This is a genomic window from Amycolatopsis sp. Poz14 (assembly GCF_006704225.1).
GTDB classification, from domain to species: domain Bacteria; phylum Actinomycetota; class Actinomycetes; order Mycobacteriales; family Pseudonocardiaceae; genus Amycolatopsis; species Amycolatopsis nivea.
Window position 1 is genome coordinate 6,751,110 of record NZ_JACLHD010000001.1, and the last position, 17,683, is coordinate 6,768,792.

Here is a 17,683-nt window from a genome sequence, read left to right on the forward strand (position 1 = left end):
GGAAACGCACCGGTCCCTGCGCACTCACTCAAGCCGTATACGGCGACCGCTGCTCCAACGACGGGCTCACATCCGGATGCCGGCCCTCCTGACCCGGCACCGGCGTCACCGTCGGAGCCTGCAGGTCCGTCTCCGACCGGCGCGCCCGCCGCTCGTCCCGATGCGCGATCGCGTCCGCCACGTCCTGCTCCCCGCGAATCCGCGCCAGCGCACCCAGCGTCGCCGCGTGCGCCAACGCCAGGATCAGCAACAGCACGCCCACCCGGCCGACCACGCCCGGCAAGTCGCTGCCGCCGAGGTCGACGAGCGACACCAGGGCCAGGACGCCCAGGGTCACGAGGTGGAACAACACGGTCACCAGCCGGGTCATCGACGCACCGGCTCCGGGGTCCCCGTAGGCGTTCGCGAGGTAACGGCGGCCGCTGCGGTAGATGATCTGGCCGTCCACCAGGACCAGCGCGATCCCGATCGCGAGGAACGAGAGGTATGCGTTGGTGCTCATGCCGGGTACTCCTTTCCCTGCGTGCTCCGATCCCCCGGTTACCCGCCGTGCCGCGCCGGAAACGGGCCGTTCGGGTGCCGCCGGACGGGGATGGTTGGCGGGGCGCGGACGGGGTAACCCGAAACGCATGGTTCAGCGCGACACGGACGGAACGGGCGTGCTGGCCGCGGTTTCCCCCGTGGTCGAGCTGCGTCTTCCGGCACACGGAGAACTGCTCTTCCTCGCCCGGATGGTGGCCGAGGACGTCGCCGCCCCGGCGGAGTTCACCGTCGACGAGGTGGCCGATCTCCGGCTGGCCGTGGACGAGGCGGTGGCGGCGCAGGCCCGCCGGGCGGACGACGGCGCGGTTCTCGAATGCGCGTTCCGCTGCGCCGGCCGGATGACGGTCACCGTCGCCACCACGTCGTCGTGGGCGTTCCCGCCCGGACCGGACGAGGTCGGCTGGCACATCCTGCGCGCGCTGACCGACGCGCTCGACGCCTGGACCGAACCCGCGCCCGGCACGGACGGCTGGCGGCTGTGCGTCGAGTTCGCCAAGGAACCTTTCCCTGACCAGCGCTGAGTTTTGCTTCCGCCCGAACGGGAAACCGGCCCGCATGCGCCGAGTGGACGAACTCCTCGCCGAACACGGCACGACGTTCGCCGAGGAAGCCGGGATCAAGCTGGCCGACAAACCGCAGCCGCTGTACCGGTTGCTGGTTCTCGCCACCCTGTTGTCGACGCGGATCAGCGCCGGCATCGCGGTCGCCGCCGCACGCGAACTCTCCCGTTCGGGCTGGCGGTCCCCGGCCGCGATGCGCGATTCCACGTGGCAGCAACGCGTTGACGCGCTCGGCCGCGCCCACTACGTCCGGTATGACGAAAGCACTTCGCACCACCTCGGCGAAGGCGCCGAGTTCATCCGCGACCAGTATCGCGACGATCTGCGCCGCATGGCCGACGCCGCCGACGGCGACCCGCGACGGCTGGAAAAGCTCATCGCCGAGTTCCCCCGGATCGGCCCGACCGGCGCGCAGATCTTCTGCCGCGAGGCACAGGCGGTGTGGCCGTGGCTGCGCCCGTACTTCGACCGAAAAGCCTTGGCCGGCGCGAAGAAAGCCGGTCTGCCCGACGATCCGAAACGTCTCGCGAAACTGGTGCCTGGCGAAGATCCGGCCCGGCTGGCGGCAGCGCTGGTGCGGCGGAGCTTGCAGCGCTAGCCCGGGTGTTCCTCGACGCCCTCCCGGACGATCGCGACCGGGCACGGTGCGTGATAGGCCATCGCGTGGCTCACCGAACCGAGGAACGCACCCCGCAACGCACCGCGACCGTGCCCGCCGACCACCAGCAGCGTCGCCGATTCCGCGTGGTCCAGCAGCACCTCGGCCACGCTGCCGAGCGCGACCTCCCGCCGCACCACGACGTCCGGATGCCGCTCGCCGAGACCGGTCAGCGATTCCGCGAGCAGCCGTTCGCCCTCGTCCTCCGGGGTCTGCTGCCCCTCGCCGCCGGAGCGGGCCGGGCCGAAGACGTCCTCCGGCGGTTCCGACCACACGTGCACCGCGTGCAAGGCGCAACCGTGCCGGTCGGCGAAGTCGTACGCGTACCGCACCGCCGCGACGCTCGCCGGCGATCCGTCCACGCCGACCACGACGCGCCCGGTCTTCTTCCCCGACGGACGGACCACGACGACCGGACGCGCGCTCGTGTGCACCACCTGCGAGGCGGTCGACCCGAGCAGCAGCCGGGGCAGCCCGCCGCGGCCGGACGCGCCGACCACGATCAGCTCCGCCTGCCGTCCGATGTCCGCCAGTTCCCAGCTCGCCCGGCCGAACCGCACCCGCGTGCGCACCGGCAGCCCCGGCCGTTTCCGGCCGATCTCGGCGGCGACCTCGGCCAGCTCCTTCTCCGCGTAGTCCACCACGGACTGATCGGCCACGATCTCGCCCGCGACCGGGGTGATCACGCCGGGCACGAAGTCCACGTTCGGCATCGGCAGCGTCATCGTCCGGACGAGCACGAGACAGGTCCCGAGCGCCTCCGCCTCGGCGGCCGCCCAGTCGACGGCCAGGCGGGCGCCGTCGGATCCGTCGTCCCCGACCACGACTCCCGGTTCGGCCCGGTCCGCTTCGTCCATCACCGGCCTCCGTTCCCGTGCGGCGCTTTCCCGGGAGGTACCCGGTCGCCTCGCCCGGCAATCGGGCCCCGCGCCCAAGCTGGCTACCCCGTCACCGCGGCTTCGGCGGGACGGGCGGCTCCGGCGGCGGCAACGGTCCCGGCCCGGGACGCGGCGGCGGGGCGGGCTCCGGCGGGAACGGCGGCACCGGCTCCGGCGGCGACGGGACGGGCTCCGGTCCGGGCGGCACGGGGTGCACCATGACGGGCTCCTTCCTCAGTCGAATCCTCCGTCCCCGGCTACCCGGCGGAGCGGCTCCGGACACCTCGTATTCGGCGGTCAGTCGCGCTGCCCGAGTGGGGAAACCGAGTCCGTGCTCCGCACGCTGCGTCTGCTGCTGAGGAAGCGAAACCCGTATCGGACGCCCCCGACCGCGACGAGAGCCGGAAGCCCGCGCCCGGAGCTCAGCAAGCAGGAAGCCGTGCCCGACTCGCGATCACCCGAGCCCACGTCCCCGGCCGTTCCCCACGCAGAGAGCCGGAAGCCAGCCGCTGCTCAACCGGCAAAAACCATCCCCGCCACGCGATCGCCCGGCCAGTGCCCTCGACACCCCGCCCGCGACGCCCCGGCCGTCACACCGGGTCGGGCTCCCCCAGCTCCGCGATCGGCCCGTCCAGTTCCTCGTGCCGGGCGGCGAGCGTGCCCGCCAGGTGGACCAGCTTCACGTTCAGCTGCTGCGAGGTCCGGCGCAGCAGGTCGAACGCCTGCTGCGCGTCGAGCCCCCGGCGCGCCATGATGATGCCTTTCGCCTGGCCGATCACGTCGCGGCTGTCCAGCGCGCGCCGCAACTGGGCCTGGTTCAGCTCGTTGCGGGTCACCGCGTCCGTTTCGGCCACCGCGAGGGTCGCGTGGCTGGCCAGGAGCAGCACGACGTCGCGGTCGGCATCGGTCAGGCCGCCGGGAGTGCGCGAGTAGAGGTTGAGCGCGCCGGAGAACCGCGCCACGGCGTCGTCGGCCAGTGCGGTCGCCAGCACCGCGCGCCAGCCCAGCTCGGCTACCGCCGGGGACCACCGCGGCCACTGTGCGTCCCGGCGCAGGTCAGCGGCTTCCAGGAACTCGGGGCGGTCCGGCACCGCCGCGTCGTGGCACGGGCCTTCCTCGAGCTTGTACTGCAGCAGGTCCAGGTCGGCGGCCGCCGGATCGGTGTAGGCCGCGGTGTGGAAGTTGCCGTCCGGCGCGCGCAGGGTGATCGACACCAGATCCGCGGCGGGCACCAGCGAAGCCGTCGCGTCCACGATCAGCTGCAGGACATCGCCGACGCTCCGCGCCGCCAGAAGCATCTCCGTGAGAGTCCGGAACCGCTCGCCGGACGGCCGCAGCGATTTGTCGTCGTACGCCAGCGCCTCGGACGCCGAATCGGAGAACAGGACGCCCTCCTCCTCGAGCACCTGGCGGGCCACCCCGCCCTCCTGGCAGGCGAAGACCGCTTCGCTCGGCTGGGCGGTCTCGCGCAGCGCTGCGAGGTCTTCGCGGGAGAACGAGGTCAGCTCGCTCAGCTCGAAAACCACCGTCCGCGGCTCCGCGGCCAGCGCCTTGCCCACCTCTCCGCGCAACCCCGTGGGGTCGCCGCTCAGCCGCACCACGGCCGAGCAATCGACCGTTCCGCCCTCCACGGTTACCTCCCTTCGGCCCGGACGTTCTCCAGCGCTTGCCACGGTACTCGGATCTCGGGCGCGCGGCAGGGTCCTCGCTCGGCTCCGCCCAGCTCACGGGCACAGTTCGAGCCCGGCCCGCTGAGCGGGCCGGGCCGGGCGAACGGGGTTAACGGACGTCAGCCGCCAGCGTGCTCGGGGCAGCGCTCGGCGCGAGGGCGTCGGAGAGGCGTTCGACCACCCGCAGCTCCCGGTCGAGCCCGAGAACGCGCAGCGGCCGCAGGACGGCGTGCTGTGCGGCGACCACGACGAACGCGACGCCCGCCAGGGACGCCTCCCGCGCGGCTTCGACCAGTACTTCCAGGCCGCTGACCGAACAGAACGTGAGGCCGGAGACGTCGACGACCACCTTCGGCGGGCCCAGCGCGGTCTCCTCGGCCAGCACGTCGCGGAGCCGGTCGGTGGAGCGCCGGTCCAGTTCGTCGGACACCGCGACGACGGTTTCGCCGGCGGTGGCGGTGATCGCGATTCTCGCCGGTGCGCCCGGCAGGCAAGCAAACGTTTCGTGCATCGAGCCCTCCTCGCGGATGCGAGACCGGGCCGAATCAGTGCGGCCCGGCCCCGGGCCCGGATCAAGCGGGCCGCTTGGGGTAAGGCGACGGCACGTGGGCTGAACCGCTCCTGAGACGACGGTACCGCAGCGCAGTGCCCGCGACCAGCCCGAATCCGGCCCCGCCGACGGCATTGTGGACTGTCCGGACCTCGCTCTCGCCCGCGGAACCGTTCCGCACCTGGCGGTTCCAATCGTCCACAATGGACACGAGCATCGCCAGGTTTCGCCCGGACCGGCCCGGGTATCCGAACAGCATGGCGACTACCCACGCGACCGCGAGCCCGGACTTGTCCGAACTGCCCCCGGCCGACATCCGCCCGCAGCGGGCGTCGGCCCGCGACACCGGACGCATCCTCGCGCGGGTGGTCGCCCCCACCGTCGGCATCGGACTGATCAAACGCCGCCCCCGCGCGATGGCCGCGGCGCAGAAACTGCACGTCGACCGCTCGGGCATCCGCCTGCTGCACGACCTGCGCGCCCGCTACGGGCCCGGTCCGCTCGACCTGCCGGTCCCGGGCCGCTCGTTCCGCCTGGTGCTCGAGGCGAACCACGTCGGCTCGCTGCTGGCGGGCACGCCGAGCCCGTTCAGCCCGGACACCACTGAAAAAGACGCGGCCCTGCGCCATTTCCAGCCGCACGGCGTCCTGATCTCCGGCGGCGCCAACCGCGCGCGGCGGCGGAAGCTCAACGAAACCGTCCTCGAACCAGGCCGGGCCGCACACGAACTCGCGGGCACCTGGGCAGACACCATCCGCACCGAGGCGCACGAAATGCTTTCCGGCTTCCCCGACCTCGACGCGACCCAGTTCACCGAGCACTTCTGGACGATCATCCGCAAGATCGTGCTCGGCGGCGACACCACGGCCGACCGGCGCGTCACCGATCTGCTGGACCAGCTGCGGCTCAACGCCAACTGGGCCTTCGCGCACCCGCGCCGCGAGGACCAGCGCCGCCAGTTCCAGTCTTTGCTCGACCGTCAGCTCGGCCTGGACCGCCCGGGCAGCCTCGGCGCGGCGATGGCGAACCAGCCGGCCGATGAGGAGGACGACCCGACCGGGCAGGTGCCGCACTGGCTGTTCGCCTTCGACGCCGCCGCGATCGCCACCCTGCGCGCACTTGCCTTGCTCGCAACGCATCCGGACGAGCTCGCCGAGGCCCGCCGGGAAGTCGCCGAAGCGGATCTCTCGAAGCCGCAACAGCTTCCGTACTTGCGCGCCTGTGTCCTGGAGTCCATCCGGCTCTGGCCGACGACACCCGCTCTGCTGCGCGAAAGCACCGAGGACACCGCGTGGGGCCCCGAGGGAACGTCGTTCCTGATCTACACGCCGTTCTTCCATCGCGACCCGGAAACGTTGCCGTACGCGGATTCCTTCGTCCCGGACATCTGGCTGGACGGCCGCGCCAAAGCCAATCCCGCGCTCGTGCCGTTCAGCGCCGGGCCGGGCGTGTGCCCGGGCCGCGACGTCGTGCTCTTCACCGCGTCAACGCTGCTCGCCGCTCTGTTGCAGCAAGCGGGTTTCGCGCCGCGAGGCACCGCCGCCGGCCTCCAGCCGGGGCGGCTCCCCGCGACACTCAACCACTTCGGCATCCGGTTCGCGCTGTCCTGAGCCTTAGCCGCCACGGCGAAACAGAGATACGTGAGGGGAACCCTGAAGGAATCTGATTCCTTCAGGGTTCCCCTCACGTACGTCCAGCTCTACTTCAGCCGTTCCAGCAGCGCGTCGCAGAACGCGGGCAGGTCGTCCGGATTCCGCGACGTGATCACGCCGTCGTCCGTCACGACTTCGCGGTCGACCCACTCCGCACCGGCGTTGCGCAGGTCGGTCTGGAGCGACGGCCACGACGTCACCGTCCGGCCGCGCGCCAATCCGGACTCGGCGAGCAGCCAAGGACCGTGGCACACGGCCGCGACCGGCTTGCCCGCGGCGGCCGTTTCCCGGACCAGCGCGACCATCGGCTCGCTGGTGCGGATCTTGTCCGGCGAGTACCCGCCGGGCACCACGACCGCGTCGAAGTCCGCCGCGGCCACGTCGTCCACGGCCTGGTCGGTCGTGATTTCGGTGCCGTGCAACGCGGTCAGCTTCTTGCCCTTCGCCAGGCCGACCACCACCGGCTCGTGCCCGGCGGAGCGCAACCGCTCGCACGGCACCCGGAATTCGTCGTCCTCGGTCATTTCGTCCACGAGCACTGCCACGCGGGCCATGCTGTTCTCCTTTCGCTACGGATCTTGTGCGGGGTTCGCTACCCCGCGAATCAGCTCGGGCGTTCCACGTCGCCGCGCCACGCGCCCGTTTCGCGTCCGCGCTGTTCGATGAACTGCTTGAACCGCAGCATGTCGCCCTTCACGCGCCGGTCGAGGATGCCGAGCTTGTCGGCGGCGTTCTCGGCGAGGCCCTCGGGGTCGAGCTCCATCTGCGCGGTGACGCGCGTCTTGGTGTCCCCCAGCCGGTGGAAGGTGATCACCCCGGCGTGGTCCGGCCCGGAATCCGAGCGCCACGCGACCCGCTCGTCCGGGTGCTGCTCGGTGATCGTCGCGTCGAACTCCCTGCCGACGCCGCCGAACCGGGTCACCCAGTGCGTGTGCGTGGCGTCGAGCTGGCGGATCTCCTCCACGCCCTCCATGAACTCGGGGAACGATTCGAACTGCGTCCACTGGTTGTACGCGGTCGACACCGGGACGTCCACGTCCACGATTTCGGTGATCGTGCTGCTCATGCGCTCCTCCTCGCCATCGGGTACCGGACCCGGGTGCCCGGGACGCGGCGGGGCGAAACCGGCGCGATTGCGCGGCCGCGCTCCGGGTACCCGTCGAGCGAAAGGAGGCCGCCCATGCGAGTCGTGATCGTCGGCGGCGGGTTCGCCGGGTACCACGCGGCGCACAAACTGCTGCGCACCCTCGGGGACCGCGCCGAGATCGTCGTGCTGAACCCCACCGACTATTTCCTGTACCTGCCGTTGCTGCCGGAGGTGGCCAGCGGGATCGTCGACCCCCGGCACGTCGCGGTGTCCATTCCGGACACTCTGCGCGGCGTGCGGCTGGCGCTGGGCACCGCCGGATCGGTCGACCTCGACGCCCGCACCGTGACCTACACCGACCCCGAGAACCGCGAGCGGAAGCTGGACTACGACCGGCTGATCCTCGCCGCGGGCAGCGTCAACAAGCTGCTGCCGATCCCCGGCGTCGCCGAGTGCGCGCACGGATTCCGCGGCCTGCCCGAAGCGCTGTACCTGCGCGACCACGTGACCCGGCAGATCGAACTGGCCGCCGCGACCGACGACCAGGCCGAGCGCGACGCGCGGTGCACGTTCGTCGTCGTCGGCGCGGGGTACACCGGCACGGAGGTCGCCGCGCAGGGCCCGGAGTTCACCGCCGCCCTCGCGCGCCGCCACCCCGAACTCGAAGGGCAGCAGATTCGCTGGCTGCTGCTGGACATCGCCGAACGCGTGCTGCCCGAACTGGACCCCCGGCTCGGCGCCACCGCCGACCGGGTGCTGCGCGAGCGCGGCGTCGAGGTCCGGATGAAGACCTCGGTCGACCAGGCGGACGTCGAAGGCGTCACGCTGACCACCGGCGACGCTGTCCCGACGCACACGCTCGTGTGGTGCGTGGGCGTCCGCCCCGATCCGCTGGTCTCCGACCTCGGCCTGGAAACCGTGAAGGGCCGGCTGGTCGTCACGCCGGAGCTGAACGTGCCGGGCCGCGACGACGTGTTCGCCTGCGGCGACGCGGCGGCGGTGCCGGACCTGACCCGCCCCGGCGAAACCACGCCGATGACCGCGCAACACGCGCAGCGGCAAGGAAAACTGGCCGGGAACAACGTCGCCGCGTCGCTCGGCGTCGGCCGCGCGCGCAAGTACCGGCACCACGACCTCGGCTTCGCGGTCGACCTCGGGTCCGGCCAGGGCGCGGCCAATCCGCTGCACATCCCGCTGGCGGGCCTTCCCGCCCGGCTGGTGACCCGCGGCTACCACCTGCTGTCGCTGCCGGGAAACCGCCTGCGCACCGCGACCGACTGGGCGCTGGAGAAGGCGGGCCGGCGACAGACTGTCCAGCTGGGACTCGTCCGTTCCGGCGGGGTCCCGCTGGACACCGCCTCGCCCGAGCTGCCGCGAACCCGGTGAGGCTGTCCCGAAAATTGGGAGGAAGAATCCGAAATGGACACACACGAACTGCGCGCGCTGCTGACCGACGGACCGTTCGTCTCGGTGCACTTCGACGAATCGCACGACACCGAGGACGCGGCGAAGCAATTGCGGTTGCGGCTCAAGGAGATCGAGGCCGCGCTCGAGGACCAGGGCGCCGACCGGCCGAGCGTCGATGCCGTCCTGCGCGCCGTTGAAGAAAGCTCGCCGCCGGTCGGCCGGGCCGGGCGCACGCTCGTCGCCGCGCACGGCAACGTCCTGCTCGACCGGCGGCTCGCGGCTCCGCCGCCGACGCAGGTGGCGCGGTTCTCCGCGCTGCCGTACTTCCTGCCGACCGTGAGCCATCTGGAAGAAGCGCCCGCGCATCTGGTGGTGCTCGTCGACCGGACCGGCGCGGACATCGAGGTGCACCGGCCGGACGGCAGTGTCGAAACCGAGACCGTGCACGGGCAGGAGCACCCGGTGCACAAGGTTCGCGGCGGCGGTCCCGCGCACCGCGACATCCAGTCGCATGCGGAGCAGACCGCGCACAACAACCTTTCGGAGGTCGCCGATCACCTCGCGAAGACCGCCGAACGCGTGCGGCCGCGAGCGATCGTGCTGGCCGGCGAGGTCCAAGCCCGCACCGAACTGCACGAGCGCCTGCCCGAACCGGCCCGTTCGCTCGCCGCGGAGGTCGACGCGGGCAGCCGAGCCTCCGGCGCCGGCCGGGCCGAACTGGACCGGGCCGTGCACGAAGTGCTTACCGGGCAACGATTGCGCGAGCTGGACGATCTTGCCGAACGCTTCCGTGCCGACGCCGCTCGCGAATCGGCCCTGGCGGTCACGGGATTGTCCGCCGTCACCGCGGCGCTGGCGGAGGCGAATGTCGAGACGCTGCTGGTCGGCGACTCCGGCGAGGCCAGTGTGTACACCGGTTCGGAACCGACGCAGGTCGGCGTCGCCCAATCCCGTTTGGACGCACTCGGTGTGGCCGACCCAGCCCGTCGACGCGCGGACGAAGCCCTGCCCTACGCAGCGGTGGCAGTCGGCGCGGACGTCGTGGTGATCGACGAACGGCTCGACCTGGCGGACGGATTCGGGGCGCTGCTGCGACACCCGTGACATACAGCTGGGCCCGGGTGCCTCGACACCCGGGCCCAGCTTCCTCGATCCGCTACCGCAACGCAGGCAACAACTCCCGCTCCGCGAACTTCATGAACTCTGGCTGATGCTCCGGCCCACCAACGCTAGATCCGTGAACCCGGCCTGCACGACGAGCACCTCGACCTGACCGACGGATTCGGGGCGCTGCTGCGACACCCGTGACCCACAGCTGGGCCCGGGCGCCTCGACACCCGGGCCCAGCTCCCTCGATCCGCTACCGCAACGCAGGCAACAACTCCCGCTCCGCAAACTTCATGAACTCCGGCTGATACTCCGGCCCACCAACCTGCACCAACGCCAGATCCGTAAACCCGGCCTGCGCGAACTGCTTCGCCGCGTCCACAATGGGCCCGGCATCCGGACCGCACGGAATCCCCGCCGCCACGTCGTCCTCGCGCACGTACTGGGTCGCCGCGTCGAAGGCCTGCGTTCCCGGCAGTTCCGTGTTCACCGGCCAGCCCGAGCCGAACCACCGGAACTGCTCGTGCGCCCGCCGGATCGCCGCCCCGCGGTCCGGGTCCCAGCAGACCGGCAGCTGCCCGATCTTGCGCGTCGGCGGTCCGAGCCGCTCGTGGTCCCATTCCGTGCACAGCTCGGCTTTCGGCTCGACCGCGACCATCGCGTCGGCCACCGGCGCGAACCGCTTCACCGACTTCGGGCCGGACACCGCGATCGCGATCGGCACCCGGGTCGGCGACAGGTCCCACAGCTTCGCCCCGTCGGCCCGGTAATGCTTTCCGGTGTAGGTGAACGTTCCGCCGTCGAACAGGCCGCCGATGATCTGGACGGCCTCGGCGAGCCGGTCGTGCCGGACCGACACCGACGGCCAGCCCATGCCGACGACGTGCTCGTTCAGGTTCTCCCCCGAGCCGAGCCCGAGGGTGAAGCGGCCGTCGGACAGCAACTGCACCGTCGCGGCCTTCTGCGCGACCACCACCGGGTGGTACCGCATGGTCGGGCAGGTCACGAGCGTCATGAGTTCGAGCTGTTCGGTCGCCTGGGCCACCGCGCCGAGCACGCTCCACGCGTACGGTGCGTGCCCCTGTTCGGCCAGCCACGGCGAATAGTGGTCGCTGCAGGCCGCGAAGTCGAATCCGGCCTGCTCAGCGGCGGTCGCGCAGCCGACCAGCTCGCGCGGCCCGGTCTGTTCAGTCATCAAGGTGTAGCCGATGCGCATGTTCTCCCCCGTTCGACGGGCTTTCTGCTCGCGGCGCCAGCGCTTGCGGCTGCCCCGGAACCTCTCCGCCGCCCGGTTACCCGGTGCGCGGCGAGTTCACCCGTGCTGTCTGTCCGAAGGAGACTTCCCAGGTCAGGACCCGGCCAGCGCCGCGTCGACGGTCGAGTACAGCGGCAGGGTCTGCTCCAGCCCGGTGAGCTGGATGGGCCGCATCGTCGCCCGGCCGGACGCGACGATCCGCAGGCTGGCTCCGGACGCCCGGTGCTGGGTGATGGTCACCAGCGCGGTCAGCCCGGCGGAGGCCAGGAATTCCACCGCGGCGAGGTCCAGCACCAGCATCGGCGGGGCCCCGGCGAGCGCCTCGTCGACCGCGGCGGTCAGCAGCGGCGCGGTGACCATGTCGACCTCGCCGTACACCGCCAGCACCGCGACCGGGGGCCGGTCCGCTCGCTCGACGCGGAAGTCGCGCGCCGGGTCGGCACTGGGGTCGGTCGGCTCGTCCATCGTCACGGTCCCGTCCTCGGTCGTTCCTGCCGGGCAGGCGGCCCGGCCACCACCCCATGATGCCCGTCCGGGCGCGCCGACGCAGGCGAGCGGGGAATCAGCCGCTTCGTCCGGTTTCCCGGCGGCCCCGGCGCCGGCGCGCTCCCTTACGCCATTTGCCTGAATTCCTGCCGTCGAACCGATCAACGCGGTGACAAATTCACGGTGCGTGTCCGGGAATGCCCGCGGACCGCATTCTCCGCCGAAGTCATGTTTCACTCGAGCGAGTGAGGGTATCCGGGAGTGAGCACGCCACATTCCCCACCGAGAGAAGAAAGACGAGGTTCTCCCCGTGATTGTTCTCGGCGTCATTCTGCTCGTGATCGGGTTCATCACCTCGATCCAGATTTTGTGGAGCATCGGGATCGCCCTCGTAGTGATCGGCGCGATCCTGGCGGTGCTCGGCGGGACCGGACGCCGTATCGGCGGCCGCGCGCATTGGTACTGACCTCACGGAAAAGGAAATGCACGCCAAGGCTCCCAGAGCCTTGGCGTGCTCTTCGTTCAGGCGAGCGCCGCCAGTTCCCGGGCGGCCCGCACTGTCGTCCACTCCCGTTCCCGGGCAAGCGCCAGTACTGAATTCGTCGTGTCGCCGATAGCGTCGATCTTCGCGTTCACCGCCGCCTCGTCCATTCCGAGTTCTTCGCGGCCGACGGCGTGAATGATCCCGCCCGCACTCGCGACGACATCCGGAATCCATGTGACTCCCCGGTCGCGCAGCACCGTCGCTACCTCCTCGGCGGCGATCTGGTTGTTCGCCGGTCCCACGATCAGCGACGCACCGCACGCGGCCGCCGACTCGACCGTCAGCAAGCCGCCCGTCGCCGCAGGCACGAGCACGTCCAACTGCTCCCGTACCAGGTCAGCCGTGGTCCAAGCGGCACCGTGCCGTTCCGCGACCGGCCGCAGCCCCTCGTCGACGTCGGTGACCACCACCTTCGCGCCGCGCTCGATCAGCGCTTCGCAGATCAACCGCCCGACACTGCCGAATCCGAGCACGCCGATCCGCAACCCGTCGACTGAGCCCGGCGCGACCCCGGCTTCAAGCGCCGCCAAGACTCCCCTCGCCGTCGCCACGCTCGACGTCCCGCTGCCGCCCTGGCTCTCCGGACGGCAGAACGCCCAGCCGTGCGCGAGCCGGTGGATCTCCGCCATGTCCTCGGACGTCGACCCGATGTCCGGCCCCGTGCGGTACCGCCCGCCCAGCGCGGCGATCGCCTCGGCGATGTCGGCGATCAGGTCCGGCCGCCGCGCCGGGTCCATCCCTTCCGCGGGCAGCGCCGCCACGGTTTTGCCACCCCCGTAGGGAAGACCGGCCAGTGCGCACTTCGTGGTCATTGCCGCCGACAGCCGCAGCGCGTCGTCCGCCCCGTCCCGCCACGACGGGTACGCCTTGATCCGGCACCCGCCGATCGCCGGACCGCGCGCCGTCGAATGGATCGCGACGGCGATCGCGACCCCCGACCTAGACCCGCGGACGACCTGCAGTGCTTCCCCGGCGAAACTCTCTGTTCGGTTCACGGACGCAACACTGCCCCTTCCACCGCCTGGTCGGAGCAACGACGGTGATATGTTCGGCAGATGAGCGAATCTCCGAACCTGGATCGGATTGACAGCCTCATCGTCCGCGAACTCCAGCAGGACGCCCGGATCCCGATGCGCGACCTGGCCGAGCGCGTCGGCGTCGCGGCGTCGACCTGTTCCGACCGGATCGGCAGGCTGCAGGCGCGCCAGGTGCTGACCGGATTCCACGCCGAGGTCGACCTGCCCGCGCTGGGCCGGTCGGTGCAGGCCATGGTGTTCGCCCAGATCCGCCCGCTCAGCCAGCCGATCATCGACCGCTTCCGCCGCGACGCGCTCGCCATGCCCGAGGTGATGGCCGTCTTCGTGCTCGCCGGCGGCGACGATTTCCTGCTGCACGTCGCGGTCCCGGACGTCTCCCGGCTGCACACGTTCCTCGTCGAGGATCTCAGCAGCCGCAAGGAAGTCGTGCAGTTCCGCAGTTCGATCGTGTTCGACCACAGCCGGAAGCGGGCGATCGAGAACCTCGCCGGGGAGCAGTGACCCCTCGGCGATCGGCCGGGACGGCTCGCCCTCAGCCCAGGTCGGCCTCCGGACGGATCTCGATCACCGTCCCCGGATGATGCATTTCCAGCACCACCAGGTCGTTCTTCCCCTTCCGCCACAACGACTTCGGCGCGTACAGCGCCTTCTGCGGCCCGATCTTCCAGTACCGGCCGAGGTTGAACCCGTTCAGCCACACCACGCCCTTCTCCCAGCCGGGCAGGGCGACGAACCCGTCCGCGGGCTCGGCGACCGCGACGGTCGCGCGGTGGAAGGCCGGGCCGGTGCCCGGCGGAGCGGACGAGAACCGCAGCCGGGACAGGTCGTCCAGGGGCAGCGGGCGGATCTCCCAGCCGAACAGCTTCTGCTGCGTGTTCATCGCGACCCAGCCGTCGATGCCCTTGCGATCGGCCAGGTACGGGCCGTAGTTCACCCGGCCCATCGGGTCGACCAGGATGTCCAGGCGGGTCCGCGGTTTCTCCAGCTTCAGGTCCAGCGTCGCGTCCGGACGGTTGCGGTCCAGGATCCCCAGCTGCACCCCGTCGGCGAACACCAGCGCGCGGTCCGCCAGGCCGTGGATGCTCAGCGGGCCGGAATGCGGGCCTTGCACGGTCGTGCGGTAGTGGATCAGGCCGGTCGACTGTCCCAGTCGTTCCATGGAGACCGGCTGGGCCGAGCGGACCACTGTGGACAGAGCGGGCAGCGAGTCCAGAAGGGACACTGAGCCGGACGGAGTGACCGACTGCGCGGGCTGGCGCGGCGAGCGAGCGGGCGGCGGGACGACTGGTTGCTTGGTGTACTTGGTGATCACCGACTGCAACGCGGTGAACTTCGCGCCGACGTCGCCTGCCTCGCCGACCGGGGAATCGTAGTCGTAGCTGGTCACGGTGGGCTGATATTGCAGCCCGGAGGTGTTGGCGCCAGCAGTGAAACTGTAGTTGGTGCCGCCGCAGGCCATGTACAGGTTTACCGACGCACCCGTCGCCAGCAGCTGATCGATGTGAGCAGCGGTTTGCTGCGCATCGGTGGTGTGGTGCGCCTCGCCCCAGTGGTCGAACCAGCCGTCCCAGTACTCGGCCATCATGACCGGTGCTCCGGGACGGAAGGCTTTCAGCGCAGCAATGCTCGGCGCTGGGTCGCCGTCGCCGGTGCCGACCTCCAGCGTTCCCGGCAGCTCGCCGAAGCGCATGAAGAATTCGGAAGCACCGTCAGCGACGAACAGGAGGCTGGTCATTCCGCGTGCGCGCAGGCTGTCCCGCAGGTGTGCGAGATAGCTCGTGTCGTTGCCGTAGCTGCCGTATTCGTTCTCGATCTGCACGGCCACGACCGGGCCGCCGTGTTGCGCTTCCAGCGGGGCCAGCTGCGGGATCAGCTGGTCGTACCACGCGTCGACGGCCTTGAGGTAAGCCGGATCGGCGCAGCGCAGCTCCATGTCGCGGTCGGCGAGCAGCCAGGCGGGCAGGCCGCCGAATTCCCATTCCGCGCAGATGTACGGGCTCGGGCGGACGATGACTTGGAAACCGAGGTCGCCGGCGATCCGGATGAATCCCGCGAGATCGCGGTCGCCGCGGAAATTCGCTCGGCCGGGCGCCGGCTGATGGAAATTCCACGCCACATAGGTTTCGACGGTGTTGAGGCCCAGCGCTTTGAGCCGCGACAGCCGGTCGTGCCACTGGTCCGGGCGCAGCCGGAAGTAATGGATCGCGCCGGAAACGATCTGGAACGGCTTGCCGTCCAGCAAGAACCGGTCGCCGGACACGCTCAGCCCGCGCCGGCCGGCCGCACCCGCCGGGCCGGCGAACACGGTGCTCGCGGCGACCGCGGCCGCGCCGCCGAGGAAGCTCCTCCTGCTCACGTCCATCCCTCCCCCGCTCATCCGGCCGTCACCGCGCGGACCTGGACGAGGAACGCGTCGAGCACCCCGTCGCCCACGAGGGCCTGCCGCACGCCCCACCGGTTGCTGTTGCCGGTCTTCACCGCTTCCGCCCGCTTGACCAGCGTGTCCGCGGCCGCGGTCAGGCGCTGGGCCGTGGCGTCGTCGCCTCGGGTCGCCGCAGCGAGGGCGTCGAGCCGGGTCACCATCGCGTCGCCCCAGAGCGCGGTCGCGTCCAGCCACGGGCCCGCCTCGCTGACGAACGCGCTCTGCACCTGCCCGCCCCGGATCACGGCGGGAGCGTTGCGGATCTGTTCGGCGTACGAGCGCAGTTTGTCCAGCGCGCGGTGGTCGCCGGCATTCCAGTGCTGCCAGAACTCGGCGACCCGGGCAGCGAGAACCGGCGCTTGCGGCTGCCACGGCGTCGGCCCGAAGACGGGTGCCAGGTGTTCGAGGTCCGCGAACACCTTCAGCGCCGCGGTCGCGCGTTGGTCGCCGCCCGCGAGCCGGGCCAGCGCCTGCGGCCATGAGCGCTCCGGCGAGTAGCCCGCGTCGTTCCAGGAGAAGTCGGCGACCCCGAACTCGGCGACCTCGCTGGCCGCCTCCTGGTTCATCGGGTTCGAGACGATCCCGTTGAGATATTTCGACAGCCCCGCTTCGCGATGCGCGTACGGCGCGAGCAGCAACCGTCCGGCAGACTGCTCGTAATCGTTGACCGGGTAGTTGTCCCAGAGGAACACTTTTCGCCCGTACACAGTGGACACCTGCTGCGCTTCGTCGTTCGTCACGCTCGGCGGCACCACTGCGGTGCCGGTCCACTGCACGACTACGGACGGGTCGAGGTTCTCCCGCAGTTGCGTCTTGTACGGCGAGTCCTTGAGGTCGCTGTACTCCGTCGGCACAGTCTGCAAAGGACGGGCGCCGTCGTGCGTCTTCACGAAGTTCTTGGTGATCTCGTTGAGCAACGAAACCTGCGCCTTGCCCGCGGCGGCCTGACCGGGCGCGCCGAACGCCGCCTGGTCGCCAGCGCAATTCCACTTGGTGTACGAGATGTCGTCGAACGGCAAGGAGAACGAGCGCACGCCGAGGTCGTACACCGCCTGGAATTTCGCCTTCACCGCGGCGACGTCCTGCGGCGACGAGAAGCAGATCGAGACCCCGGGCGACAACGCGTAGGTGAAGTCGACGTGGTTCGCGTTCGCTGTGCGGACAAGCTGGCCGAGCGCGGCCAACTCCTGCTGCGGATACGGATCCCGCCACTGTGCCCGCAGATACGCGTCGTCCTTCGCGCTGTAGATGTAGGTGTTCGCCTTGGTTTCGCCGAGGAACTTGATCTGCCGCACCCGGTCGTCGTTCGTCCACGGTGGACCGTAGAAGCCTTCGATCGACCCGCGCAGCGCCATGTTCGGCCAGTCTCGTACCGCGACACCGCTCAATGCCCAGCTGTGTCCACTTCGGACGAACAGCTGCCGCAACGTCTGCACGCCGTAGTATTGCCCGGCACCATCCCTGCCCTTGATCGTCACGCCGTCGCGGCGCACAGCAAGCGAATAGCCCTCCGCCTGCGTTGGCGCGTCTCCGCCATTGCTGAGCCGGATGACGAACCCGCGCTGCGATCCCGTGCTGATCTTCTTGACTCCGTGCTGTTTCAACAGGTCGAGCAAGAGATCTTTGGCCGGGCCGTCAGTCGTGCTGTCGGTGACCAGTCCCACCGAGGACGGCAGCGACACGTCGCCAGCCTCGCGGTCGATCTGTTGCGGCGTCGGGGAAACCACCGGTACCGGACCCGGCTTGGCCGAGGCCGGTTGGACGATGGTCAGAGCACTCGTCGCGACGGCAGCGGCGAGCCAAACTCTGCGGCGTAGAGTCATGACT

20 protein-coding genes are annotated in these 17,683 nt (G+C 70.6%); 7 read left to right on the forward strand and 13 right to left on the reverse strand.

All coding sequences use genetic code 11. The annotated features are described in order from the left end of the window. Nucleotides 1-28: 28 nt before the first annotated feature. Nucleotides 29-502, reverse strand: coding sequence for a hypothetical protein (locus tag FKO37_RS31545; protein WP_037812946.1), 474 nt, complete (start codon nt 500-502; stop codon nt 29-31). A 127-nt stretch (nt 503-629) separates the two neighbouring features. On the opposite strand from FKO37_RS31545, the gene FKO37_RS31550 reads away from it, so the two are divergent. Together FKO37_RS31550 and FKO37_RS31555 are read left to right on the forward strand one after the other, a co-directional pair. Continuing rightward, nucleotides 630-1,064 carry an anti-sigma factor gene (locus FKO37_RS31550; protein WP_238606858.1) on the forward strand — a complete coding sequence of 145 codons (435 nt, stop codon included), beginning with the start codon at nt 630-632 and terminating at the stop codon, nt 1,062-1,064. Between the two features lie 34 nt (nt 1,065-1,098). Then, nucleotides 1,099-1,701: an endonuclease gene (locus tag FKO37_RS31555; RefSeq protein ID WP_238606859.1), complete on the forward strand. Its 603-nt coding sequence runs from the start codon at nt 1,099-1,101 to the stop codon at nt 1,699-1,701. Here FKO37_RS31555 and FKO37_RS31560 read toward each other — a convergent pair. The 5 genes from FKO37_RS31560 to FKO37_RS31580 form a co-directional block, all read right to left on the reverse strand. Further along, the gene (locus FKO37_RS31560; RefSeq protein ID WP_238606861.1) at nt 1,698-2,618 is read right to left on the reverse strand and encodes a universal stress protein; all 921 of its coding nucleotides are present in this window, start codon (nt 2,616-2,618) and stop codon (nt 1,698-1,700) included. The two genes, FKO37_RS31555 and FKO37_RS31560, sit on opposite strands and share 4 nt — an antisense overlap. Nucleotides 2,619-2,709: 91 nt before the next feature. After that, nucleotides 2,710-2,859, reverse strand: coding sequence for a hypothetical protein (locus FKO37_RS31565; protein ID WP_200864586.1), 150 nt, complete (start codon nt 2,857-2,859; stop codon nt 2,710-2,712). A gap of 370 nt (nt 2,860-3,229) precedes the next feature. After that, entirely contained in the window at nt 3,230-4,270 is a 1,041-nt protein-coding gene (locus FKO37_RS31570) for an ANTAR domain-containing protein (RefSeq protein WP_238606863.1), read from the reverse strand. 148 nt (nt 4,271-4,418) lie between these two features. Next, nucleotides 4,419-4,820 (reverse strand): STAS domain-containing protein, encoded by a 402-nt coding sequence (locus tag FKO37_RS31575; protein ID WP_051728945.1) that lies wholly within the window; start codon nt 4,818-4,820, stop codon nt 4,419-4,421. Nucleotides 4,821-4,881: 61 nt separating this feature from the next. Continuing rightward, the gene (locus FKO37_RS31580) at nt 4,882-5,118 is read right to left on the reverse strand and encodes a hypothetical protein (RefSeq protein ID WP_037812953.1); all 237 of its coding nucleotides are present in this window, start codon (nt 5,116-5,118) and stop codon (nt 4,882-4,884) included. Between FKO37_RS31580 and FKO37_RS31585 the strand changes: the two genes are divergently transcribed. Beyond that, nucleotides 5,117-6,469: a cytochrome P450 gene (locus tag FKO37_RS31585; protein ID WP_238606865.1), complete on the forward strand. Its 1,353-nt coding sequence runs from the start codon at nt 5,117-5,119 to the stop codon at nt 6,467-6,469. The genes FKO37_RS31580 and FKO37_RS31585 overlap by 2 nt on opposite strands. Before the next feature lie 89 nt (nt 6,470-6,558). On the opposite strand, the gene FKO37_RS31590 is transcribed toward FKO37_RS31585, so the two are convergent. Then, a complete protein-coding gene (locus FKO37_RS31590) occupies nt 6,559-7,065 on the reverse strand; it encodes a type 1 glutamine amidotransferase domain-containing protein (protein ID WP_043840094.1) in 507 nt (168 codons plus the stop codon). Between the two features lie 50 nt (nt 7,066-7,115). Further along, nucleotides 7,116-7,577 carry an SRPBCC family protein gene (locus FKO37_RS31595; protein WP_134730148.1) on the reverse strand — a complete coding sequence of 154 codons (462 nt, stop codon included), beginning with the start codon at nt 7,575-7,577 and terminating at the stop codon, nt 7,116-7,118. Between the two features lie 114 nt (nt 7,578-7,691). Here FKO37_RS31595 and FKO37_RS31600 point away from each other — a divergent pair, with 114 nt between their 5' ends. After that, the gene (locus FKO37_RS31600; protein ID WP_238606867.1) at nt 7,692-8,984 is read left to right on the forward strand and encodes an NAD(P)/FAD-dependent oxidoreductase; all 1,293 of its coding nucleotides are present in this window, start codon (nt 7,692-7,694) and stop codon (nt 8,982-8,984) included. Nucleotides 8,985-9,017: 33 nt separating this feature from the next. Continuing rightward, a complete protein-coding gene (locus FKO37_RS31605; RefSeq protein WP_238606868.1) occupies nt 9,018-10,109 on the forward strand; it encodes a Vms1/Ankzf1 family peptidyl-tRNA hydrolase in 1,092 nt (363 codons plus the stop codon). A 256-nt stretch (nt 10,110-10,365) separates the two neighbouring features. Here FKO37_RS31605 and FKO37_RS31610 read toward each other — a convergent pair whose 3' ends face one another. Both FKO37_RS31610 and FKO37_RS31615 read right to left on the reverse strand, forming a co-directional pair. Continuing rightward, nucleotides 10,366-11,328, reverse strand: a complete 963-nt coding sequence (locus FKO37_RS31610) for a TIGR03557 family F420-dependent LLM class oxidoreductase (protein ID WP_238606869.1) — start codon at nt 11,326-11,328, stop codon at nt 10,366-10,368. Between the two features lie 132 nt (nt 11,329-11,460). After that, nucleotides 11,461-11,832 (reverse strand): STAS domain-containing protein, encoded by a 372-nt coding sequence (locus FKO37_RS31615; RefSeq protein WP_238608362.1) that lies wholly within the window; start codon nt 11,830-11,832, stop codon nt 11,461-11,463. Between the two features lie 331 nt (nt 11,833-12,163). Here FKO37_RS31615 and FKO37_RS31620 point away from each other — a divergent pair, with 331 nt between their 5' ends. Further along, a complete protein-coding gene (locus tag FKO37_RS31620; protein WP_086024889.1) occupies nt 12,164-12,319 on the forward strand; it encodes a hypothetical protein in 156 nt (51 codons plus the stop codon). Between the two features lie 56 nt (nt 12,320-12,375). Here the strand turns inward: FKO37_RS31620 and FKO37_RS31625 are convergent, their stop codons facing one another. After that, nucleotides 12,376-13,392 (reverse strand): Glu/Leu/Phe/Val dehydrogenase dimerization domain-containing protein, encoded by a 1,017-nt coding sequence (locus FKO37_RS31625; RefSeq protein ID WP_238606870.1) that lies wholly within the window; start codon nt 13,390-13,392, stop codon nt 12,376-12,378. Between the two features lie 60 nt (nt 13,393-13,452). Here FKO37_RS31625 and FKO37_RS31630 point away from each other — a divergent pair, with 60 nt between their 5' ends. Then, a complete protein-coding gene (locus tag FKO37_RS31630) occupies nt 13,453-13,935 on the forward strand; it encodes an Lrp/AsnC family transcriptional regulator (protein WP_134662247.1) in 483 nt (160 codons plus the stop codon). A gap of 31 nt (nt 13,936-13,966) precedes the next feature. Here the strand turns inward: FKO37_RS31630 and FKO37_RS31635 are convergent, their stop codons facing one another. Together FKO37_RS31635 and FKO37_RS31640 are read right to left on the reverse strand one after the other, a co-directional pair. Further along, nucleotides 13,967-15,796, reverse strand: a complete 1,830-nt coding sequence (locus tag FKO37_RS31635; protein WP_238608363.1) for a beta-galactosidase — start codon at nt 15,794-15,796, stop codon at nt 13,967-13,969. A gap of 11 nt (nt 15,797-15,807) precedes the next feature. Next, nucleotides 15,808-17,679 (reverse strand): beta-N-acetylglucosaminidase domain-containing protein, encoded by a 1,872-nt coding sequence (locus FKO37_RS31640; protein ID WP_238606872.1) that lies wholly within the window; start codon nt 17,677-17,679, stop codon nt 15,808-15,810. Nucleotides 17,680-17,683 lie beyond the last annotated feature (4 nt).